13 protein-coding genes and 1 pseudogene are annotated in these 17,638 nt (G+C 62.9%); 11 read left to right on the forward strand and 3 right to left on the reverse strand.

Features of this window, described 5'->3' with window-relative positions:
- The first annotated feature begins 4 nt into the window (after positions 1 to 4).
- Entirely contained in the window at positions 5 to 1,444 is a 1,440-nt protein-coding gene (locus IPN92_16855; protein ID MBK8639854.1) for an ABC transporter permease, read from the forward strand.
- A 21-nt stretch (positions 1,445 to 1,465) separates the two neighbouring features.
- On the opposite strand, the gene IPN92_16860 is transcribed toward IPN92_16855, so the two are convergent.
- A complete protein-coding gene (locus IPN92_16860; protein ID MBK8639855.1) occupies positions 1,466 to 2,119 on the reverse strand; it encodes a GPP34 family phosphoprotein in 654 nt (217 codons plus the stop codon).
- A 63-nt stretch (positions 2,120 to 2,182) separates the two neighbouring features.
- Positions 2,183 to 2,830, reverse strand: coding sequence for a GPP34 family phosphoprotein (locus IPN92_16865; protein ID MBK8639856.1), 648 nt, complete (start codon positions 2,828 to 2,830; stop codon positions 2,183 to 2,185).
- Positions 2,831 to 3,122: 292 nt separating this feature from the next.
- On the opposite strand from IPN92_16865, the gene IPN92_16870 reads away from it, so the two are divergent.
- The 6 genes from IPN92_16870 to IPN92_16895 all read left to right on the forward strand — a co-directional run bounded on the left by IPN92_16870 (position 3,123) and on the right by IPN92_16895 (position 9,631).
- On the forward strand, positions 3,123 to 3,548 hold the full coding sequence (locus IPN92_16870; protein MBK8639857.1) for an ATP-binding protein: 426 nt from the start codon (positions 3,123 to 3,125) through the stop codon (positions 3,546 to 3,548).
- On the forward strand, positions 3,548 to 6,751 hold the full coding sequence (locus IPN92_16875; GenBank protein MBK8639858.1) for an ABC transporter permease subunit: 3,204 nt from the start codon (positions 3,548 to 3,550) through the stop codon (positions 6,749 to 6,751). The genes IPN92_16870 and IPN92_16875 overlap by 1 nt, the downstream gene beginning before the upstream one ends.
- 76 nt (positions 6,752 to 6,827) lie before the next feature.
- Complete coding sequence (locus tag IPN92_16880) at positions 6,828 to 7,547, forward strand: transporter substrate-binding domain-containing protein (GenBank protein ID MBK8639859.1); 720 nt, start codon at positions 6,828 to 6,830, stop codon at positions 7,545 to 7,547.
- A 19-nt stretch (positions 7,548 to 7,566) separates the two neighbouring features.
- The gene (locus IPN92_16885; protein ID MBK8639860.1) at positions 7,567 to 8,220 is read left to right on the forward strand and encodes an amino acid ABC transporter permease; all 654 of its coding nucleotides are present in this window, start codon (positions 7,567 to 7,569) and stop codon (positions 8,218 to 8,220) included.
- Between the two features lie 8 nt (positions 8,221 to 8,228).
- Positions 8,229 to 8,966, forward strand: a complete 738-nt coding sequence (locus IPN92_16890; GenBank protein ID MBK8639861.1) for an amino acid ABC transporter ATP-binding protein — start codon at positions 8,229 to 8,231, stop codon at positions 8,964 to 8,966.
- The gene (locus IPN92_16895) at positions 8,963 to 9,631 is read left to right on the forward strand and encodes an amino acid ABC transporter permease (GenBank protein ID MBK8639862.1); all 669 of its coding nucleotides are present in this window, start codon (positions 8,963 to 8,965) and stop codon (positions 9,629 to 9,631) included. The genes IPN92_16890 and IPN92_16895 overlap by 4 nt, the downstream gene beginning before the upstream one ends.
- 74 nt (positions 9,632 to 9,705) lie before the next feature.
- On the opposite strand, the gene IPN92_16900 is transcribed toward IPN92_16895, so the two are convergent.
- Positions 9,706 to 11,085 carry an ion transporter gene (locus IPN92_16900; protein MBK8639863.1) on the reverse strand — a complete coding sequence of 460 codons (1,380 nt, stop codon included), beginning with the start codon at positions 11,083 to 11,085 and terminating at the stop codon, positions 9,706 to 9,708.
- Positions 11,086 to 11,543: 458 nt separating this feature from the next.
- Between IPN92_16900 and gyrA the strand changes: the two genes are divergently transcribed.
- The 4 genes and pseudogenes from gyrA (at position 11,544) to pheA (ending at position 17,617) form a co-directional block, all read left to right on the forward strand.
- Complete coding sequence (gyrA, locus tag IPN92_16905; GenBank protein MBK8639864.1) at positions 11,544 to 14,144, forward strand: DNA gyrase subunit A; 2,601 nt, start codon at positions 11,544 to 11,546, stop codon at positions 14,142 to 14,144.
- A 69-nt stretch (positions 14,145 to 14,213) separates the two neighbouring features.
- On the forward strand, positions 14,214 to 15,296 hold the full coding sequence (serC, locus tag IPN92_16910; protein ID MBK8639865.1) for a 3-phosphoserine/phosphohydroxythreonine transaminase: 1,083 nt from the start codon (positions 14,214 to 14,216) through the stop codon (positions 15,294 to 15,296).
- A gap of 17 nt (positions 15,297 to 15,313) precedes the next feature.
- Entirely contained in the window at positions 15,314 to 16,498 is a 1,185-nt protein-coding gene (locus tag IPN92_16915) for a phosphoglycerate dehydrogenase (GenBank protein MBK8639866.1), read from the forward strand.
- A gap of 37 nt (positions 16,499 to 16,535) precedes the next feature.
- Positions 16,536 to 17,617, forward strand: a pseudogene (gene pheA, locus IPN92_16920) (prephenate dehydratase).
- Positions 17,618 to 17,638: the final 21 nt, after the last annotated feature.

A 17,638-nucleotide genomic window follows, 5' to 3' on the forward strand; every position in this document is an offset into this window, starting at 1 on the left:
AAGCATGCCCGTCCTGCTTCTGACCGACATCTTCGTCTTCCTGCTGGTGGGGCTGCTGCTGGCCTTTGGCCTCTACGCCGCGCGCCGGGAGCACCTGCGCGCGCCCTGGCGATGGGTGGTCCAGAGCCGGGTGGGGGTCGTGTCTCTGGTGATATTGGGCAGCTACGCGGCCATCGGTTTGCTGGACACGGTCCACTTCCATCCGCGCCTGGAGGCCCCGGCGGGGGGTGGCGTGGGGGGCAAGTCTTCGGAGGTGCTGAGTCTCCTTGATCTCTGGCTGGCGCCCCTGCGGGAGCGGCAGGAGAAGACCTATTCCGCGCCTTTCGCCACCCATCTTCACGCCATGGAGACCCTCGCCCAGCCCGACGGCACCAGCCGGCGGGACTATCCGCGCCTGGTCCATGGCGGGGCCCATCTGGCGGCGTCGGAGGGAGAGCGGGGCCGCGACATCATGCTGACGAGCCTGTCCGGCCTGACGAAGGGCCTGGCCCTCTGGGCCCTGGTGACAATGGTGGCCGTGGCCCTGCTGGCCTGGCGACGGCGGAGGGGGCGGGAGCGGAATCCGCCGCGGGGCCTGATCCGGGACTGGGGCCATGCGCTGCGCGACCTGGCTAGGGGCGGCACCCAATGGCCGTGGCGGACCGGGCTCCTGGCCCTGGGGCTGATCCTGATCCTGGGGGCCGTCACCGCGGAGTTGGCGGTCAAGTACCACGTCCTCGGCACCGACAAGGTGGGCGAGGACGTGCTTTATCAGGCCCTCAAGAGCATCCGCACCGGTCTGGTCATTGGCACCCTTACTACCCTGGTGATGCTGCCGGCGGCCATCCTGCTCGGCATCATGGCCGGCTATTACCGGGGCCTGGCCGACGATGTCATTCAGTATCTCTATACCACCCTGAATTCCATCCCCGGCGTTCTGCTCATCGCCGCCGCCGTGCTCATGCTCCAGGTCCACATGAGCAATCATGAGGCGGAATTCACCAGCCTGGCGCAACGGGCTGACCTGAGGCTTTTTTTCCTCTGCCTCATCCTGGGGGTGACCAGTTGGACCGGGCTCTGCCGCCTCTTGCGGGGCGAGGCCCTCAAGCTGCGGGAGGTGGATTATGTCCAGGCCGCCCAGGCCCTGGGGGTGGGGAACCTGAGCATTATTGCCCGCCATATCCTGCCGAATGTCCTGCATCTGGTGATCATCGCCCTGGCCCTGGATTTCAGTGGGCTGGTCCTGGCGGAGGCGGTGCTGTCCTACATCAACATCGGCGTGGACCCGACCATGAATTCCTGGGGCAACATGATCAATGGGGCGCGCCTGGAACTGGCGCGGGAGCCCATCGTCTGGTGGTCCCTGGCCAGCGCCTTTCTTTTCATGTTTGTTTTGGTGCTCTTCGCCAACCTGCTGGCCGACGTGGTGCGGGACGCCTTCGATCCCCGTTTGCGGGGGGCCTGATACCGCTCGGCCGGCGCCGCCTTACCCCTCGCCGTGGCCGCCGGACAGCATGGCGAGCTGGATATGGCGGATGGCCCTATTGACGGCCTGGCCAAAGAGGTCGAGGTGGAGAAGCTGCTGGATGCGCTCCCGACGGTCCTCCGCCACCGCCTGACTGAAGACCTCGGCCAGCAGACCGCTACGTTCCGCCAGGGCCAGGAGGAAGGTATCCCGAGGATCAGGGATGTCGTCGGTGAAGAGGATGTTGGCGATGCGGCGCTTGACCTCGACCATTTCGCGTTCGTCCACGAGGGGATAGACGCGGGTGTGAAAGACCCAGAGAAAGCGCTTGTCGGCCCGCTCCAGAATGCCTCGGGCCAGGAGGCGGTCGATGGTCAGGCTCCGCAACCGGGCGCCATGGATCGCCAGGGCAGTGATCCAGTCCTGGATGGATTTTGATGCCGGGGCCTCGGCGATCCGGGCCAGGCAGAAGTCAAGAATGGGTTCGTCAACCGGCTTGGGGTCAACCAGGATGAGGTGGTGGCGTGGGTCGGAGTCAATGCGCCCCAGCAGGGCGAGATCCATGAGGGCCGCCCCGGCGAGCACGGAACTCATGACCGGGAAACCGATTTCGGCAAAGTCGCCACTGTCCTCGTCATGGGCCAGCAGCAGGAATTCCTCGGCGAAGGTCAGCATGGTGATAGCGGCGATGATCAGGCTAGGGCAGGGCGATTTGGGCGCGTGTTCTGGCCGGGCGGGTCAGAGCCCCGGGGGTGGTATCAGGGGGGCGTTGAGGGTATCGCGCACATAATCGCACACCACCTGGCCGAGCATGTCGAGCCGCACGATGCCCTTGATGCGCTCCCGGCGGCGATCCACCTCGTCCGGGTTGAAGACCCGGCTCAGCAGGTCGCTGCCATCGGCCAGGGCGATGAGGAAGGTGTCGCGGGGGTCCGGGATCTCGTCGCTAAAGAGGATGTTGGAGATGCGTCGCTTGACTTCGACCGTCTCCCGATTGTCCTTCATGGGATAAACGCGGGTATTAAATACCCAGAGGAAGCGCTTGTTCTCGCGCTTGAGGATACCGCGCGCCACCAGCCGCTCCAAGGCCATGTCGCGCAGGGCCTCGCCATCCCGGGATAGCTCATCCACCCAGTCCTCGGTCGTGGTTAGGTCGGCACTGCCACCGATGCGGGCCAGACAAAAATCCAGGACGGGTTCACCCGTCTGGCCAGGAGTAACGAGGATCAGCCGTTGCCTGTCCATGTCAATGCGGTTGAGCAGGGCAAGGTCCATCAGGGCGGCCCCGGCGAGGGCGGCGCTCATGACGCTAAAGCCAACATCGGCGAAGTCGCCAGTCTTCTCGTCATGGGCTAGCAGCAGGAATTCTTCGGCGAAGGTGAGCATGTCGGCACCAGTGCAAGGGAGGGAAGGGGCACATCTGAACGCCAAAGACGCTATCACAGCCGCACCTTGCTGGCAATTTGGTATGGTGGTCCCGGGTGGTCTGGTGGTCCTGGCGGGTTGCCAGCCTGTATCCGCAACGCCGACCCACTGGGGATTTTGTTAAACTGCCGGCCCACCCCAGTCCCGATAGCCCAATGGCGACTACCGGGGCCGCCTGGTCCGACGCTACCACCATGCCCATCCTGCGGCGGCAGGGGCCGCACCACTTCTGAAGGGATTAAATATCATGGTCCTGGAACAAAGTTTTACGCTGCGGAACGACCCTAGGGATATCTCCCAACTCGCGGAGCAGATCGAGGCCTTCGGCAAGGAGGGTGCCCTCTCGGTCCAGCACATTTATCAACTTAACCTGGTTCTGGACGAGCTGCTGACCAATATCGTCTCCTATGGATACGACGACGACTTGACCCACGAGATCGGCCTGCGGTTGCGCGCGGAACCCGGACATCTTACCGCCATCCTCACGGATGACGGCAAACCCTTCAATCCACTTGAGGAGGCCCCGGCCGCCATCCTCGATGGTTCCATCGAGGATCGGCCGATTGGCGGCCTGGGTATTCATTTCATGCGCACTCTGATGGATGAAGTCGCTTACCAGCGTCAGGATGGCCACAATCAACTAATCCTGATCAAGCACTTGAGTGCCCAGGAGGGCTGATGATATTCACCGTCGCCGGTATCGCCCGGTGGCTGCTGCTATTGGCATCCCTGATCCTGATGTCCTGCGACCAGGGATCCCAGCAACCGACGAGCGGCGGGGCGGGTGCGGCGCGGCCCGGGTTGGCGGCGGTTGCGGGCCAGTCCGGTGGGACGGCGGACCGGGACGTGGGTTGGGCCTCCCTGGGCGATCTGGCCCAGGCCCAGGGGCGAATCGGTGTCCTCCTGGGCACCGTCTTTGCCCCCTATATCGAGCAGAACTATCCCCGGGCCCGGGTGACCACCTTCAACAGCACTACGGACCAGGTGGTAGCCCTCAAGACCGGGAAGGTAGACACGGCCCTGTTCGACGCCACCAGTGCCCAGACCCTCATCAGGGCCCATCCCGAGCTGGGGATACTCGACAAGGGCTTTTTCACCTATCCCCTGGGCATCGGCTTTCGCCGAGACCGGGCCGAGCTGCGCGAGCGGTTCAATCGCTTCCTGGAGAAGCTCCGCGCCAATGGCGGCTATGAGGAGATCCAACGCCGCTGGCTGGTCGCGGATCCCGCACAGGCGGTCATGCCCGATTTCCCGGTTATTGATCCCCGGGAAGGCTATTTCCTGGGGGTGTCCGTTGCCGACTTGCCCTATGTAGCGATTAAGGATGGCCGCTATGTGGGCCTGGATATCGAAATCCTCCAGCGGTTCGCCGCCGAGGAGGGTATAGGCCTGGAGATTCTGTCCCTGGACTTCGGTGCCCTGATTCCGGCCCTTGCCGCGGGTAAGGTCGATATCATTACTGACGGCATGGCGATCACCGCGGAACGGAGCAGGGCCCTGGACTTCTCCATCCCTTACGCCCATGGCAGCGCGGTGGCCCTGGCCCTCAATTTCCGCCTGGCGAGAGGGATGATTGCCGGGCCCGCCGACCCGCCCACCGCGCCAGCGACAGCAGCGGGGACGGGCGGCTGGCAATCCCTGGCTGATCTGGCCCAAGGCCGGATAGCGGTTTTCACGGGTACCGCCCAGGACCTCTTCACCACCCGCGCCTTTCCCGAGGCGGAGATCCTGCGCCTCAACAGCCAGGCCGATTTTGTGCTGGCGGTCAAGACCGGCAAGGCGGATGCCGCCATCACCGAGGCGGTTTCTATTCGGGCCATCGCTAGGGACGATCCGGAGTTGGCGATTCTGGCGGATGACTTTTACGATATGCCCATCGGGGCAGCCTTCCCCAAGAAGGCTGACGCGCTGCGCGGGCGCTTTGACCGCTTTATCGCGGCGGCGAAAGCGGACGGGACCCTTGAGGAGATTCAGCGCCGATGGCTGATCGCCGACCCCGAGTTGGTGGTCATGCCCATGATTCCCGTCTCCGAGTCCGGCCAACCCCTGCGGGTTGGCACCTCGCTCATGGTGGGTCTGCCCTATGTTGCCCAGGACCAGGGACGGTTCATTGGCTATGACATGGAGCTGATCCAGACTTTCGCGGCTCGGGAAGGTTTGCGGCTGGAGATGGTGCCCCTAGAGTTCGACGCCCTTCTCACCTCTCTCGCCGTCGGCAAAATCGACATCATCATGTCGCGACTTTCCATCACCGAAGAACGCCGGGCCAAGGTCGATTTTTCCACCCCCTATGACCACGAATACTCGGCCGCCCTGGTCCAGAAGAAAAATCTGGCCCCGAGCCGGGGGGAGGCGAGCGGGGAATCCCAGGCGCATGCCCCCCTGTCCAGCTCCACCTCCGCCAATGGCGGCTGGCGGTCCCTTGACGACCTGGCCCGGGGACGCATCGCTGTCTTCGCCGGGGCCATCCAGGATCACTATGTGGTGCATACCTATCCCGAGGCGCAGGTCATCCATCTCAACGGTCATGCCGATCTAATTACGTCCCTGAAAACGGGCAAGGTGGACGCGGGCATCATCATCGCCACCAGCGCACCGGATATCCTGAAGGCCAATCCCGATATCGGCTTGCTGGGTGAGCCCATCCTACCCGTGTCCCAGGCCGCGGCATTCCGCCCGGGTGACCGGGAATTACGGGAGCGATTCGACCGCTTCATGGCGACCATCCTCGCCGATGGGACCCATGCCGACATGCATGCCCGCTGGTTCGAGGCCGATGCCAAACAGGCCCTGATGCCGGACATCCCGCTCCCCGAGACGGGCCCGGTTCTGCGCCTGGGGATATCGGTCTTTGTTGGCCTGCCCTATGTGGGCCTGGTGGATGGCCACTATGTCGGCTTCGACATCGAGTTGGCCCGTCGCTTTGCCGCTCACGAGGGGATGCGCCTGGAGCTGACGCCCCTGGAGTTCAGTACCCTGATCCCGGCCCTGACCGCCGGCAAACTGGACCTGATCGCCTCGGCCCTGGCGGTCACCGAGGAGCGTCAAAAACAGGTCACCTTCTCCACCCCCTACGCCGAGGTCTCCTCCGTCACCCTGGCCCTGAAGAAGAACATGGGCCCAGGGGGGCAGGGGATAGCGGAGGCGCCCAGACCCGTGGAGACGGAGCCGGCACCTGGCTTCCTCGCCGAGTTGGAGGCGAGCTTTTATTCCAACCTCGTCCTCGAACAACGCTGGCGACTCGTGCTGAATGGGCTCTGGGCCACCCTCCTGATCTCGGTGGCCTCCACCCTCCTGGGCACCCTGCTCGGGGCACTGATCTGCTACCTGCGGATGTCCCGCCGGACGCTGCCGCGGCTCCTGGGATCGGGTTACATCTTCCTCATCCGCGGCCTGCCGGTACTGTTGCTGCTGATGCTGATCTTTTACGTCGCCTTCGCCTCGGTGAACATCGATCCCCTGATCGTGGCCGTCATCGCCTTCGGCATGAACTTCGCCGCCTACGTCTCCGAGATGTTCCGTACCGGTATCGAGGGCGTGGATCGGGGCCAGACCGAGGCCGGTATCGCCATGGGCTTCACCCGCCTTCAGACCTTCCTGTATGTTGTCCTGCCCCAGGCGACGCGGCGCATCCTGCCGGTTTATCGCGGCGAATTCATTTCCCTGGTCAAGATGACCTCCATCGTCGGCTATATTGGTGTCCAGGATCTAACCAAGGCCGGGGACATCATCCGCAGCCGCACCTTCGAGGCCTTCTTCCCCTTGATCATGGTGGCGGCCATCTATTTTCTGGTCATCTGGGTCCTGGGGTTGGCCCTCGACCACATCGATCGCCGGACGGATCCAAAAAGGCGCATTAAGGTGGGCGTGGAAACGCCATAATCTATCCGGCCCTCGTGGCCAGGTAAGCGCACTTCACTCAATTTTAGGCTAAAACATGAAGAGATTAATGGTGTTGATGATGGCAGGCCTGTGCCTGACCCTGGGTATGGCGATGCCGGCTAGTGCCAAAGAGATTCGGGTCGCCGTCTCGCCGGCCTCCCCACCCAACCTGTTCGAGGAAAATGGCCAGACCAAGGGCATGGATCTCGAAATTTTCGAGGGCTACTGTCAGGCACGGGACTGTAGCCTGAAGATCACCTCCTATGACTGGCAAGGGATGCTGGGCGCCGTCGTCAGCGGCCAGGCCGATGTGGCCTTCTCGGGTATTTCCATCACCGACAAGCGCAAGGAGGTCATGGACTTCTCCCAGCCCTATCTGGAAAACACCTGGAATCTGATGAGCCTAAAGAGCAATAACATCAAATTCGAGGATCTGGCCGAGTGGAAAAAATATACGACCGGGTACCCCCGTGGTATGGCCTACACGGATTTCATTAAAACGCAGATGGAGCCCAAGGGCCTCTACAGCCTCGATAAAGTTAAACTTTATCCCAGCTACAACGAGGTCCTGGCCGATCTGCAGAACGGGCGGGTTGATCTGGCCTTCCTTGATGGCACCGTGGCCTCGGTGTATCGGCGGCAGTTGCCGATCCAGGACAGCTATGTGTTCACGGGCTTCGATCGCTTTGGCTTCGCCTTTGCCAAGGGTTCACCCTTGCGGGAAGATTTTGACCGCTATCTGACCGAACTCGGGCCCGAGAAGCTGAAGGCCATCGCCGACAAGTGGCTCAATTGACCCGCGAGACCCAGGGCCAATGAATTTTTGGCAAATTCTGGCCCAACTCGCGGCAGGCGCCGGTTATACCATTCTGGTGACCCTCGCCTGTATCGCCACCGGCCTGGTCACCGGCTTGGTTGTCGCCCTGCTGGCGCGGCTGCAGCTGCGCGCCCTGGATCACCTGCTGGCGACTTACACCTACGTCTTTCGCGGCGTACCGGTATTGGTGCTGCTCTTTGTCGTCTATTTTGGCCTGCCCGGCGTGGGTCTCAATGTGCCACCCCTCGTCGCCATGATGCTCAGCCTGGGGCTCATAGCCGGGGCCTATCTGGCGGAGGTCTTTCGGGGGGCCTTTGCGTCCGTCGATCCCGATGAAATCATGGTTGCCGAGGCCATGGGGATGAGTCGGCGCCAGATCCTGCTGGCCATCGAGTTGCCGCAAATGTTGCGCTTCGCCGTACCCGGCATGCTCAATGAATTTACGACGGTGCTGAAGTATTCACCCTTTGCCTATACCGTGGGCCTGCCCGAGATCATGAAGCAGGCCATGGCCTTGGCCGCCACCACCCTGAGGGGGCTGGAGATCTATTTTGCCATCGGTGTGCTTTATTTCGGCATCTATAAACTTATGCTGTTCCTGGTACGGCTTATCGAGCGTCGCTTCTCCGTCCCGGGATTCATCCGACTCTGAGGTCAGATATGGCGTTACTGGAAGTCAGAAACCTGGTCAAGGAGTTCGAGGGCAAGCCGGTCCTGAACGGTGTCGATCTGAATCTTGAGGAGGGGCAAGTCAAGGTCATCATGGGGCCATCCGGCTGTGGCAAATCAACCCTGCTGAGATGTATCAACCGCTTGACCGACCCCACCTCGGGACAGGTGTTCTTTCGCGGCGAGGAGGTCACCCGTCCTGAAACGGATGTGCGCGCCTTGCGTCAGCGCATTGGTTTCGTCTTCCAGAACTTTGCCCTCTACCGTCATCTCAGTGCCCTGGACAACATCAAGCTGGGCCTGCGAAAACTCCGGGGTCTGCCCGACAGCGAGGCCACCGCCCGAGCCAGGCATGAACTGCGCCGCATGAATATGGAGGACCACGAGCGGAAGTTTCCGGCCCAACTCTCTGGCGGACAAAAACAGCGAGTGGCGATCGCCCGGGCCCTGGCCATGGACCCGGCGGTGCTCTTCTTTGACGAACCGACCTCGGCCCTGGATCCACGCATGGCACGGGAGGTCGTGGCCCTGATCAACCAGCTTTATCTGGATAATGTGACCATGCTCTGCGTCACCCATGATGTCTTTTTGGCCCGCCACGTATCCGATCGGGTGATGTTCCTGGACCATGGCCGAGTGCGGGCGGAGGGTGATGCCGATCACTTGCTGGAGGACCATGACGACCCGCATATTCGAGCCTTCTTTGGCCGCGGGACCGAAAAGCCATGACCGCCTGGCTGGCCTTCCTGCGGGAGGTCCTGGAGTACGGACCCCAGATTCTCGTGGGGCTCGGCAACACCCTGTTGCTGGCGTTAATCATCACCTTTAACGGACTGGTTGGGGGTGTCCTGGTTTTCTATATGACCTTGAGCCCTAAATCGATCACGCATCGCCTGACCGATGGTTATATCTCCTTCTTCATCGGGACACCCCTGATTGTGCTCCTGTTCCTGATGTATTACGGCCTGCCGCAATGGGGGTTGCACCTGTCGCCCCTGGCCGTCGCGGTCATCGGCTTCACCCTGAATGTGGCCGCCTACAACGCCCGCTACCTCAGGACCGCCTATAACGGCCTCAATCAGGATGAATTGGAGGCCGCCCGCGCCCAAGGGTTATCGGGCCTGCAGGTTTTCAGGCACATCACCCTGCCCCAGGTCCTCCGCCTGTCGGTGCCGGCCCTGACTAACCAGGCCATCCTGAATCTGAAAGACAGTTCCGTGGCCTTCCTGATCCAATACACCGAATTCTTTGCCGAGGTCCAAGAGTTGGCCACCCGGAACTTTCAATACTTCAAGGCCTATCTCATGGCCGGAATGGTTTACCTGGTATTGGTTTCGATTATCGTCCTTGCGGCTCGCCGTCTGGAGAAGACGCTCCTGCGTCCCATGCTCTGAGTCACGGCTCGGATCTAAGCTTCGCGATCCTTTGAGGCAGCCCACCCGGGCCCTTGGGAAATCGCCCCCTTGGGTTACAAGACGACCCCTTTGAGCAACAGAGCAGCGACCCGTCCCGTATGGGTGGCGGCCACCTCCTTAAGTACCTCTTGAAAGGCGGGATATTCCCGCCGGATTTGGTTGTAGGCCTTCCTCGGCAGGACCAAGACCTCGCAATAGGTCAAGGCCAGGACGGAGGCCGTGCGCTTTTCGCCAAGGAGCAGGGAGAGATTCCCGAAATAATCGCCATCCTCCAGGATGCCGTAATGCTCTCTGCCATCCTCGGACAGGATGGCCGCCTTGCCGTGGCTGAGGAAAAAGATCTCGCGACCCGCCTCGCCCGCCGTCGCGATCTTGACGCCGGGGGCATAGGTATAGGCCCGGAGCGCCAGGAGGAGGGCGTTACGCAGGGGCGGCGCGCAATAGCTGAAGAGGGGCACGGTGGCCAACAGGTCCTGGGTCAGATGCACCAGGAGTTCGAGCCGGAAGGGAGGTGGCAATTCCTCCAGATAGGAGGCCTGCCGCAAACCTCGATGATGGGCCCAGAGATAGTCGTAATAATCGCGGACCTGCTCAATCAGCCGTGCCGAGATCCCCCGTTCATGCAGATAGTTGCCGATGGACTCGACGCGTTGGAAATACCGCGTCCGCTCGGCGTCTAGGTTGCGGACCAGGCTGGCGATGTTGCCGATGATGAAGGCGTACATAAAGGCCCCGAGCAGCATGACGCCGGTGGCAAAGAGGTATTCAAAATCGTTGGCTGGCAGGATATCGCCATAGCCCACGGTGGCGACGGTCGTAACGACCCAGTAGAGGGAGCGGATATACTGGGTGGCCAGCTCCGCCGTGGCGATGCCCTCGGCCGTCACCCAGGAATTTTCCGGAAAGTCAGCCAGGTAGGGTGCGAGGAACCAGACGCAGGCAATCCAGTGGATCAGGATGAGGAAGACGATTATCAAGAGCGTCAAACGCAGGTAACCGGCCTTGCTCCAGGCTCGGCGATCCCAGCGCCTGAAGATGACAAAAAGCTTGATCAGGCGCAGGAGACGCAACTGACGAAGCACCAGGACCAGGGGCAGGCCGGCGATGGCCAAATGCTCCTGGCCGAGAAGGAGGGCGTCCAGCGGCAAGGTGGCGATGAGATCCAGGGCAAAATGGCCCCGCAGATAGTGCCGGGCGGTCTGGCTCACCTCCATGATCTTCTCACCGGGGCGCCGATAGGAGGTGAAGAAGTTAAACAGGATGTCCAACCAGAAGAAAAAATCGATTCCATAAACCAACTGGCTTCCGAACGGCAAGACCTGGTGATGGAAGGCGAGTTGAAAGGGGACGATGACACAGGTGGCCATGATCAGCAGGACCATGCAGGCATCCCAGACCTGGCGGAAGGTCGAATTTTCGTCGATGACAGGCATGGCAGCGGCAAGATGCTGGGGTGAAGGCGGGAGGAGACCTCGAAAATCCAAGGTGGCCGGAGATGCCATCCCCGCCGGGGTCGGGGGACAGGCGATCTTACCCGGCATCCTAACCTGATCGACTGTGGCTTGTGAAACCCTGCACCCATGACCGCGACCTGGCCCTGTTCGACCTCGGCAACGGGGAGATTCCGAGCTGGAAGGCGGCATAGGCAGCGGCCTCTCACGGTTAGCCAGCGCTGCTCGCGCCCTCAACAGCCCACCCGCCCAAGTGCCACCCGGGCGGGTCGCAGGTTCATCAAAAAGCTATCTCGAAGTGCGGCTTAGTGCCCCCGCGTGGTAGAATTAACCAGTTTAATTCGATGGGCTCAAGACGCGTCCCAGGGGGCCTGGACAGGCCTGTCTACCATCGCCTTTAGTTCCTGTTTGCCATTACCTCTAGTAGGTTAGCGATTCTTATGCCGGAGTTTGCCAAAGAAGTTCTCTTCGTCAATCTGGAAGACGAAATGCGTCGGTCCTATCTGGATTACGCCATGAGCGTGATCGTGGGCCGTGCCTTACCGGACGTGCGCGACGGGCTCAAACCCGTTCATCGGCGCGTCCTCTTTGCCATGAGTGAGCTAGGGAACGACTGGAACAAGCCCTACAAGAAGTCGGCGCGCGTGGTGGGCGACGTCATCGGTAAGTACCACCCCCATGGCGACACGGCGGTCTATGACACCATTGTGCGCATGGCGCAGCCTTTTTCTATGCGCTACATGCTGGTGGACGGGCAGGGTAACTTCGGTTCCGTGGACGGCGACGCCCCGGCAGCCATGCGTTACACCGAGGTGCGCATGTCGCGCATCGCCCATAGTTTGCTGGAGGACCTGGACAAGGAAACCGTCGAATTCTCGCCTAATTACGATGAGTCGGAGCACGAGCCCAAGGTCCTGCCGGCGCGCTTTCCCAATCTGTTGGTCAACGGTTCCTCCGGTATTGCGGTGGGCATGGCGACCAACATCCCCCCCCATAACCTGCGCGAGGTGATCGAGGCCTGTCTGGCGGTGATCGAGCGGCCGGAGATCGGGATCGAGGAACTCATGGAACTGGTCCCGGGGCCGGACTTTCCGACCGCCGCCATCATCAATGGCGTGCGGGGTATCCGCGAGGCCTATCGGACCGGGCGGGGGCGGGTCGTGATGCGGGCGCGCACCCATGTGGAGACGGAGAAGCGCAGCGGCCGCGAGGCCATTATCGTCTCCGAGCTGCCCTACCAGGTAAACAAGGCGCGGCTGCTGGAGCGGATGGCGGAGTTGGTCAAGGAGAAGAAGATCGAGGGCATCGCCGAACTCCGGGACGAGTCGGACAAGGACGGCATGCGCATGGTCATCGAGGTCAAGCGCGACCACTACCCGGACGTGGTGCTCAATAACCTCTTCCAGCATACCAATATGCAGTCGGTGTTCGGCATCAACATGGTAGCCCTGGTAGACGGCCAGCCGCGCCTGCTCAACCTCAAGCAATTGCTGGAATATTTCCTGCGTCACCGCCGGGATGTGGTGACGCGGCGGGCCATTTTCGAGCTGCGCAAGGCCCGGGGCCGGGCCCACATTCTGGAAGGCCTGACGGTGGCCCTGGCCAATATCGACGAGGTCATCGACCTCATCAAGCGTTCCGCCAGCCCTGGGGAAGCCAAAGCGGGGCTCATGGAGCGCCTCTGGCGGCCGGGGGCCGTCTCGGGCATGCTGGCGCGGGCCGGTGCCAGCCAGACCCGCCCCGACGACCTGGATGCGGGGCTGGGCCTGGGCGCGGAGGGTTACCGACTGGGCGAGGCCCAGGCCCAGGCCATCCTCGACCTGCGCCTGCATCGCCTGACGGGCCTGGAGCAGGATAAAATCATCAAGGAATACGAGGAGATCCTGGCGGCCATCGCCGATCTACTCGCCATCCTCTCCTGCCCGGACAGTCTCATGGCGGTGATTCGCGACGAACTGGTGCTGATCCGCGACCAGTATGCCGACGCCCGCCGCACCGAGATCCAGACGGATCACAGCGACCTGACCCTGGAGGACATGATCACCCCGGAGGAGATGGTGGTGACCCTGTCTCACGCGGGCTACGCCAAGGCCCAGCCTCTAAGCCAGTATCAGGCCCAGAAGCGCGGCGGCAAGGGGCGTTCGGCGACGGCGACCAAGGACGAGGACTTTATCGACAAGCTGTTCGTCGCCAATGCCCTCGACACCGTCCTCTGCTTCTCCAGCCTGGGTAAGGTCTATTGGATCAAGGTCTATGAGTTGCCGCAGGCGGGGAGGGCCGCCCGGGGCCGGCCCATGGTCAATCTCCTGCCCTTGGGCGAGGGCGAGCGCATCAACGCCTTCCTACCGGTGCGGGAGTATGATGAGGGCCACTTCGTCTTCATGGCCACCACCGCGGGCACGGTTAAGAAGACGCCCCTGCTGGAATTTTCGCGGCCCCTGTCGCGGGGTATCATCGCCCTGGACCTGCACGGGGATGAGCGGCTGGTTGATGTGGCCATTACCGACGGCGAGCGGGAGATCCTGCTCTTCAGCTCCGCGGGTAAGGCGGTGCGCTTCCGGGAGACCGAGGTCCGTTCCATGGGGCGCGGTGCCCATGGCGTCCGCGGCATCCTGCTGGACCCAGGCCAGCGGGTTATCGCCATGCTGGTGGTCGATCCGGCCTGCACCGTGCTCGGGGTGACCGAGAATGGCTATGGCAAGCGTACCCCGGTGGAGGATTTCCCGACCAAGGGGCGCGGCACCAAGGGCGTCATCGCTATCGGCACCTCCGCGCGCAACGGGCCCCAGGTGGGTGCCGTGCTGGTGCTTCCCGAGGATGAGATCATGCTCATTACCGTGGGGGGCACCCTGGTGCGCACCACCGTGGCGCAGATCCCCACCGTTGGCCGCACCGCCCAGGGCGTCAAGCTCATCCGCGTCGGCGAGGGCGAGCGCCTGGCGGGCGTGGAACGTATTCTTGCCCTGGAAAGTGGTGCCGAGGAAGCCGGAGAAGGTGGCGAAGGCGCGGACGGGGGCGCCGAAGGCGAGGAGTTGGCTTGAGGGGGCTGCGCCCGCGGGGCAATTCATTTAACAACTTTATGATATTCCTATTGATACGGAGTTACGACCATGGCAAGACCCTATAACTTCAGCGCTGGTCCGGCCATGCTGCCGGACTCCGTCCTTACCCAGGCCAGGGATGAGATGCTGGACTGGCATGGCAGCGGCATGTGCGTGGCGGAGATGAGTCATCGCGGCAAGGAATATATGTCCATTGCCGCGGCGGCGGAGGCGGACCTGCGCGCCTTGCTGGCGATCCCCGATAACTACAAGGTCCTGTTCCTGCAAGGTGGCGCCTCGAGTCAGTTTGCCATGGTGCCGATGAACCTGCTGCGCCACGGTCAGGACGCCGCTTACATCAAGACCGGCTCCTGGTCCAAGAAGGCCATCCAGGAGGCCAAGCGTTATTGCACCGTGGCGGTTACGGAAGGGGGCATCGAGGGTCGCTTCACCAGCGTGCCGGCCCAGGTTGACCTGCTCCTGGGCGATGACGCCTCCTATGTCCATTACACCCCCAACGAGACCATCGAAGGGGTCGAATTTCCCTACGTCCCGGAAACCGGCGACATCCCCCTGGTGGCGGACATGTCTTCCACCATCCTGTCCCGTCCCATCGAGGTCTCCCGCTTCGGCCTCATCTACGCCGGTGCCCAGAAAAACGTGGGGCCCGCGGGCCTGACCATCGTCATCGTCCGCGAGGACCTGATCGGCCAGCCCATGGAGGGCACGCCGACCATGTTCGACTACAAGATCCACGCCGATAACGAGTCCATGTACAACACCCCGCCGACCTATGCCTGGTACCTGGCGGGCCTGGTGTTCCAATGGCTGCGGGAATTGGGCGGACTGGAGCAGATGGGGGCCATCAACGAGCGCAAGGCCAAGCTCCTCTATGGTGCCATTGATGCGTCGGGCTTCTATGCCAACCCGGTGCGTCCGGATTGCCGTTCCTGGATGAATGTCCCCTTCACCCTCGCCAATCCGGAGTTGGACGCCAGCTTCCTGGCCGAGGCCAAGGGCGCCGGACTCCTGACCCTCAAGGGCCATCGCTCCGTCGGGGGCATGCGGGCCAGCATCTATAACGCCATGCCCGAGGCGGGCGTCAAGGCCCTGGTCGATTTCATGGCCGAGTTCGAGCGTAAATACGGCTAAAGGTTGCTAAAAGAATCATGTACAAGATACTGACTCTCAATAATATCTCCGTTGCCGGCCTGGACCGGCTCCCCCGCGACAAGTACGAGGTGGCCTCGGAGATCGCCCATCCGGACGCCATTCTGGTGCGCTCCGCCAGCATGCACGAGATGGAGATCCCGGCCTCCCTGCGGGCCGTGGGCCGCGCCGGTGCGGGCGTCAACAACATCCCGGTGGCGCGCATGTCAGAGCGGGGGGTGCCCGTCTTCAACGCCCCCGGCGCCAATGCCAATGCCGTCAAGGAATTGGTGGTGGCGGGTATGCTGCTGGCGGCGCGCAATATCGCCCAGGGCTGGACCTTCGCCCGCGGACTGGAGGGCGACGACGCGGCCATCAACAAGGCGGTGGAGAGCGGCAAGAAGCACTTCGTCGGCTTCGAGTTGCCCGGCCGCACCCTGGGGGTGGTCGGTCTCGGCGCCATTGGCGTCCAGGTTGCCAATGTCGCGCGCGCCCTGGGCATGAAGGTCGTCGGCTACGATCCCACCATTACCGTGCAGCGGGCCTGGCAACTGGCCGCCGATGTCCAGCAGGCCTTGAGTGTGGACGACCTGGTCGCCCGGTCCGATTTCATCAGCTTCCATGTGCCGCTCACCGACGAGACCCGCGGCATGATCAATGCCGAGCGCCTGCGCAATATCCGCAAGGGCGGGGTGCTGCTCAATTTCTCGCGCAACGGCATCATCGACGACAAGGCGGCGGTGGCGGCCCTGGATTCCGGCCATCTTTACGCCTATGTGTGCGATTTCCCCAGCAACCTCTTGAAGGATCATCCCCGCGTCGTGACCCTGCCCCACCTCGGGGCCTCGACCTTCGAGGCGGAGGAGAACTGCGCCATCATGGTCGCCGACCAGGTGCGCGGCTGGCTGGAGGCGGGCAACGTCACCAATGCGGTCAATTTCCCCGAGATCCTGCTGCCGCGCAACGGCGGCTTCCGCCTCGCGGTCGTCAACAGCAACGTGCCGAACATGGTCGGGCAAATTTCCACTGACCTGGCGGCGGCGGGCCTCAACATCCTCGACATGCTCAATCGCTCGCGGGGGGACATCGCCGTGACCCTCATCGATGTCAATCAATGGGTGCCCAAGGAGACGGTGGCCCAGTTACGTACCATCCCCGGTGTGCTCTCGGTGCGCTGCCTGGGCTGCGAGAAGGAAGCGGCCTGATGTCTTGGCTTAAGCGCGGGCGGGGGAGGGTGGGGCCATGACCTCCGAAGAACAGTTGGCGGATGTGCGTCAGCGTATTGACGCCATCGATGGGGAAATTCTGCGCCTCCTCAGCGCCCGCGCCGCCTGCGCCCATGAAGTGGCCGTCATCAAGCTTGAGGTCGGCGATAGCCACTTCTATCGTCCGGGCCGCGAGGCGGAGGTGCTGCGGCGGATCAAGACCCGCAACCCGGGGCCCCTGAGCGGGGAGGCCATGGCCCGTCTATTCCGCGAGATCATGTCCGCCTGCCTGGCCCTGGAGCAGCCCCTGGCGGTGGCCTTCCTGGGTCCGGCGGGGACCTTTACCCAGGCGGCGGCGGTCAAGCACTTCGGCCACGCCGCCAACACGGTGCCGGTGGGCAGCATTGGCGATGTCTTCCGGGAGGTCGAGGCCCGATCCTGCCACTATGGGGTGGTCCCGGTGGAGAATTCCACCGAAGGGGTCATCAACCACACCCTTGATACCTTCATACGCTCCCCCCTGAGTATCGCCGGCGAGGTCAGCCTGCGCATTCATCATCACCTCATGAGCCGGGAGCCGGACCTGGCGGCAATTCATACGCTGTTTTCCCACCAGCAATCCCTGGCCCAATGCCGGGGCTGGCTGGATCGCCACCTGCCCCTGGCCGAGCGGATTGCCGTGGACAGCAACGCCGAGGCCGCGCGGCTGGCGGCCAACCATCCCGCCGCGGCGGCGGTGGCCGGGGAGGCCGCGGCGGACATCTACGACCTGGGCATCCTGGAGCACTGCATCGAGGACGAACCGGGCAACACGACCCGCTTCCTGGTGATCGGTACCGAGGATGCCCGCCCCAGTGGCGACGACAAGACCAGCCTGCTGCTCTCCTGCCACAACGAGGCCGGCTCCCTCTACGGCCTGCTCGAACCCCTGGCGGCTCATGGCATCAGCATGACCCGCATCGAACCCGGCCTTCCCGGCGGGGACTCTGGGACTATGTCTTTTTTGTCGATATCGATGGCCACCGGGAAGACGCGACCGTCGCGCCGGCCCTGGAGACCCTGCGCCGGACCACCAGCCTGTTCCGGGTCCTGGGTTCCTATCCCAAGGCCGTGATCTAATCGCTCCCGCCGAGGCCCAAA

The organism is Chromatiaceae bacterium, from assembly GCA_016714645.1.
In the GTDB taxonomy this organism is placed as follows: Bacteria; Pseudomonadota; Gammaproteobacteria; order Chromatiales; family Chromatiaceae; genus M0108.

Coding starts and splice junctions, on each gene's coding strand:
- IPN92_16875 (MBK8639858.1), top strand. CDS start 3,548: ATGATATTCACCGTCGCCGGTATCGCCCGGTGGCTGCTGCTATTGGCA.
- IPN92_16890 (MBK8639861.1), top strand. CDS start 8,229: ATGGCGTTACTGGAAGTCAGAAACCTGGTCAAGGAGTTCGAGGGCAAG.
- IPN92_16855 (MBK8639854.1), top strand. CDS start 5: ATGCCCGTCCTGCTTCTGACCGACATCTTCGTCTTCCTGCTGGTGGGG.
- IPN92_16860 (MBK8639855.1), bottom strand. CDS start 2,119: ATGCTGACCTTCGCCGAGGAATTCCTGCTGCTGGCCCATGACGAGGAC.
- gyrA (MBK8639864.1), top strand. CDS start 11,544: ATGCCGGAGTTTGCCAAAGAAGTTCTCTTCGTCAATCTGGAAGACGAA.
- serC (MBK8639865.1), top strand. CDS start 14,214: ATGGCAAGACCCTATAACTTCAGCGCTGGTCCGGCCATGCTGCCGGAC.
- IPN92_16880 (MBK8639859.1), top strand. CDS start 6,828: ATGATGGCAGGCCTGTGCCTGACCCTGGGTATGGCGATGCCGGCTAGT.
- IPN92_16895 (MBK8639862.1), top strand. CDS start 8,963: ATGACCGCCTGGCTGGCCTTCCTGCGGGAGGTCCTGGAGTACGGACCC.
- IPN92_16900 (MBK8639863.1), bottom strand. CDS start 11,085: ATGCCTGTCATCGACGAAAATTCGACCTTCCGCCAGGTCTGGGATGCC.
- IPN92_16915 (MBK8639866.1), top strand. CDS start 15,314: ATGTACAAGATACTGACTCTCAATAATATCTCCGTTGCCGGCCTGGAC.
- IPN92_16865 (MBK8639856.1), bottom strand. CDS start 2,830: ATGCTCACCTTCGCCGAAGAATTCCTGCTGCTAGCCCATGACGAGAAG.
- IPN92_16885 (MBK8639860.1), top strand. CDS start 7,567: ATGAATTTTTGGCAAATTCTGGCCCAACTCGCGGCAGGCGCCGGTTAT.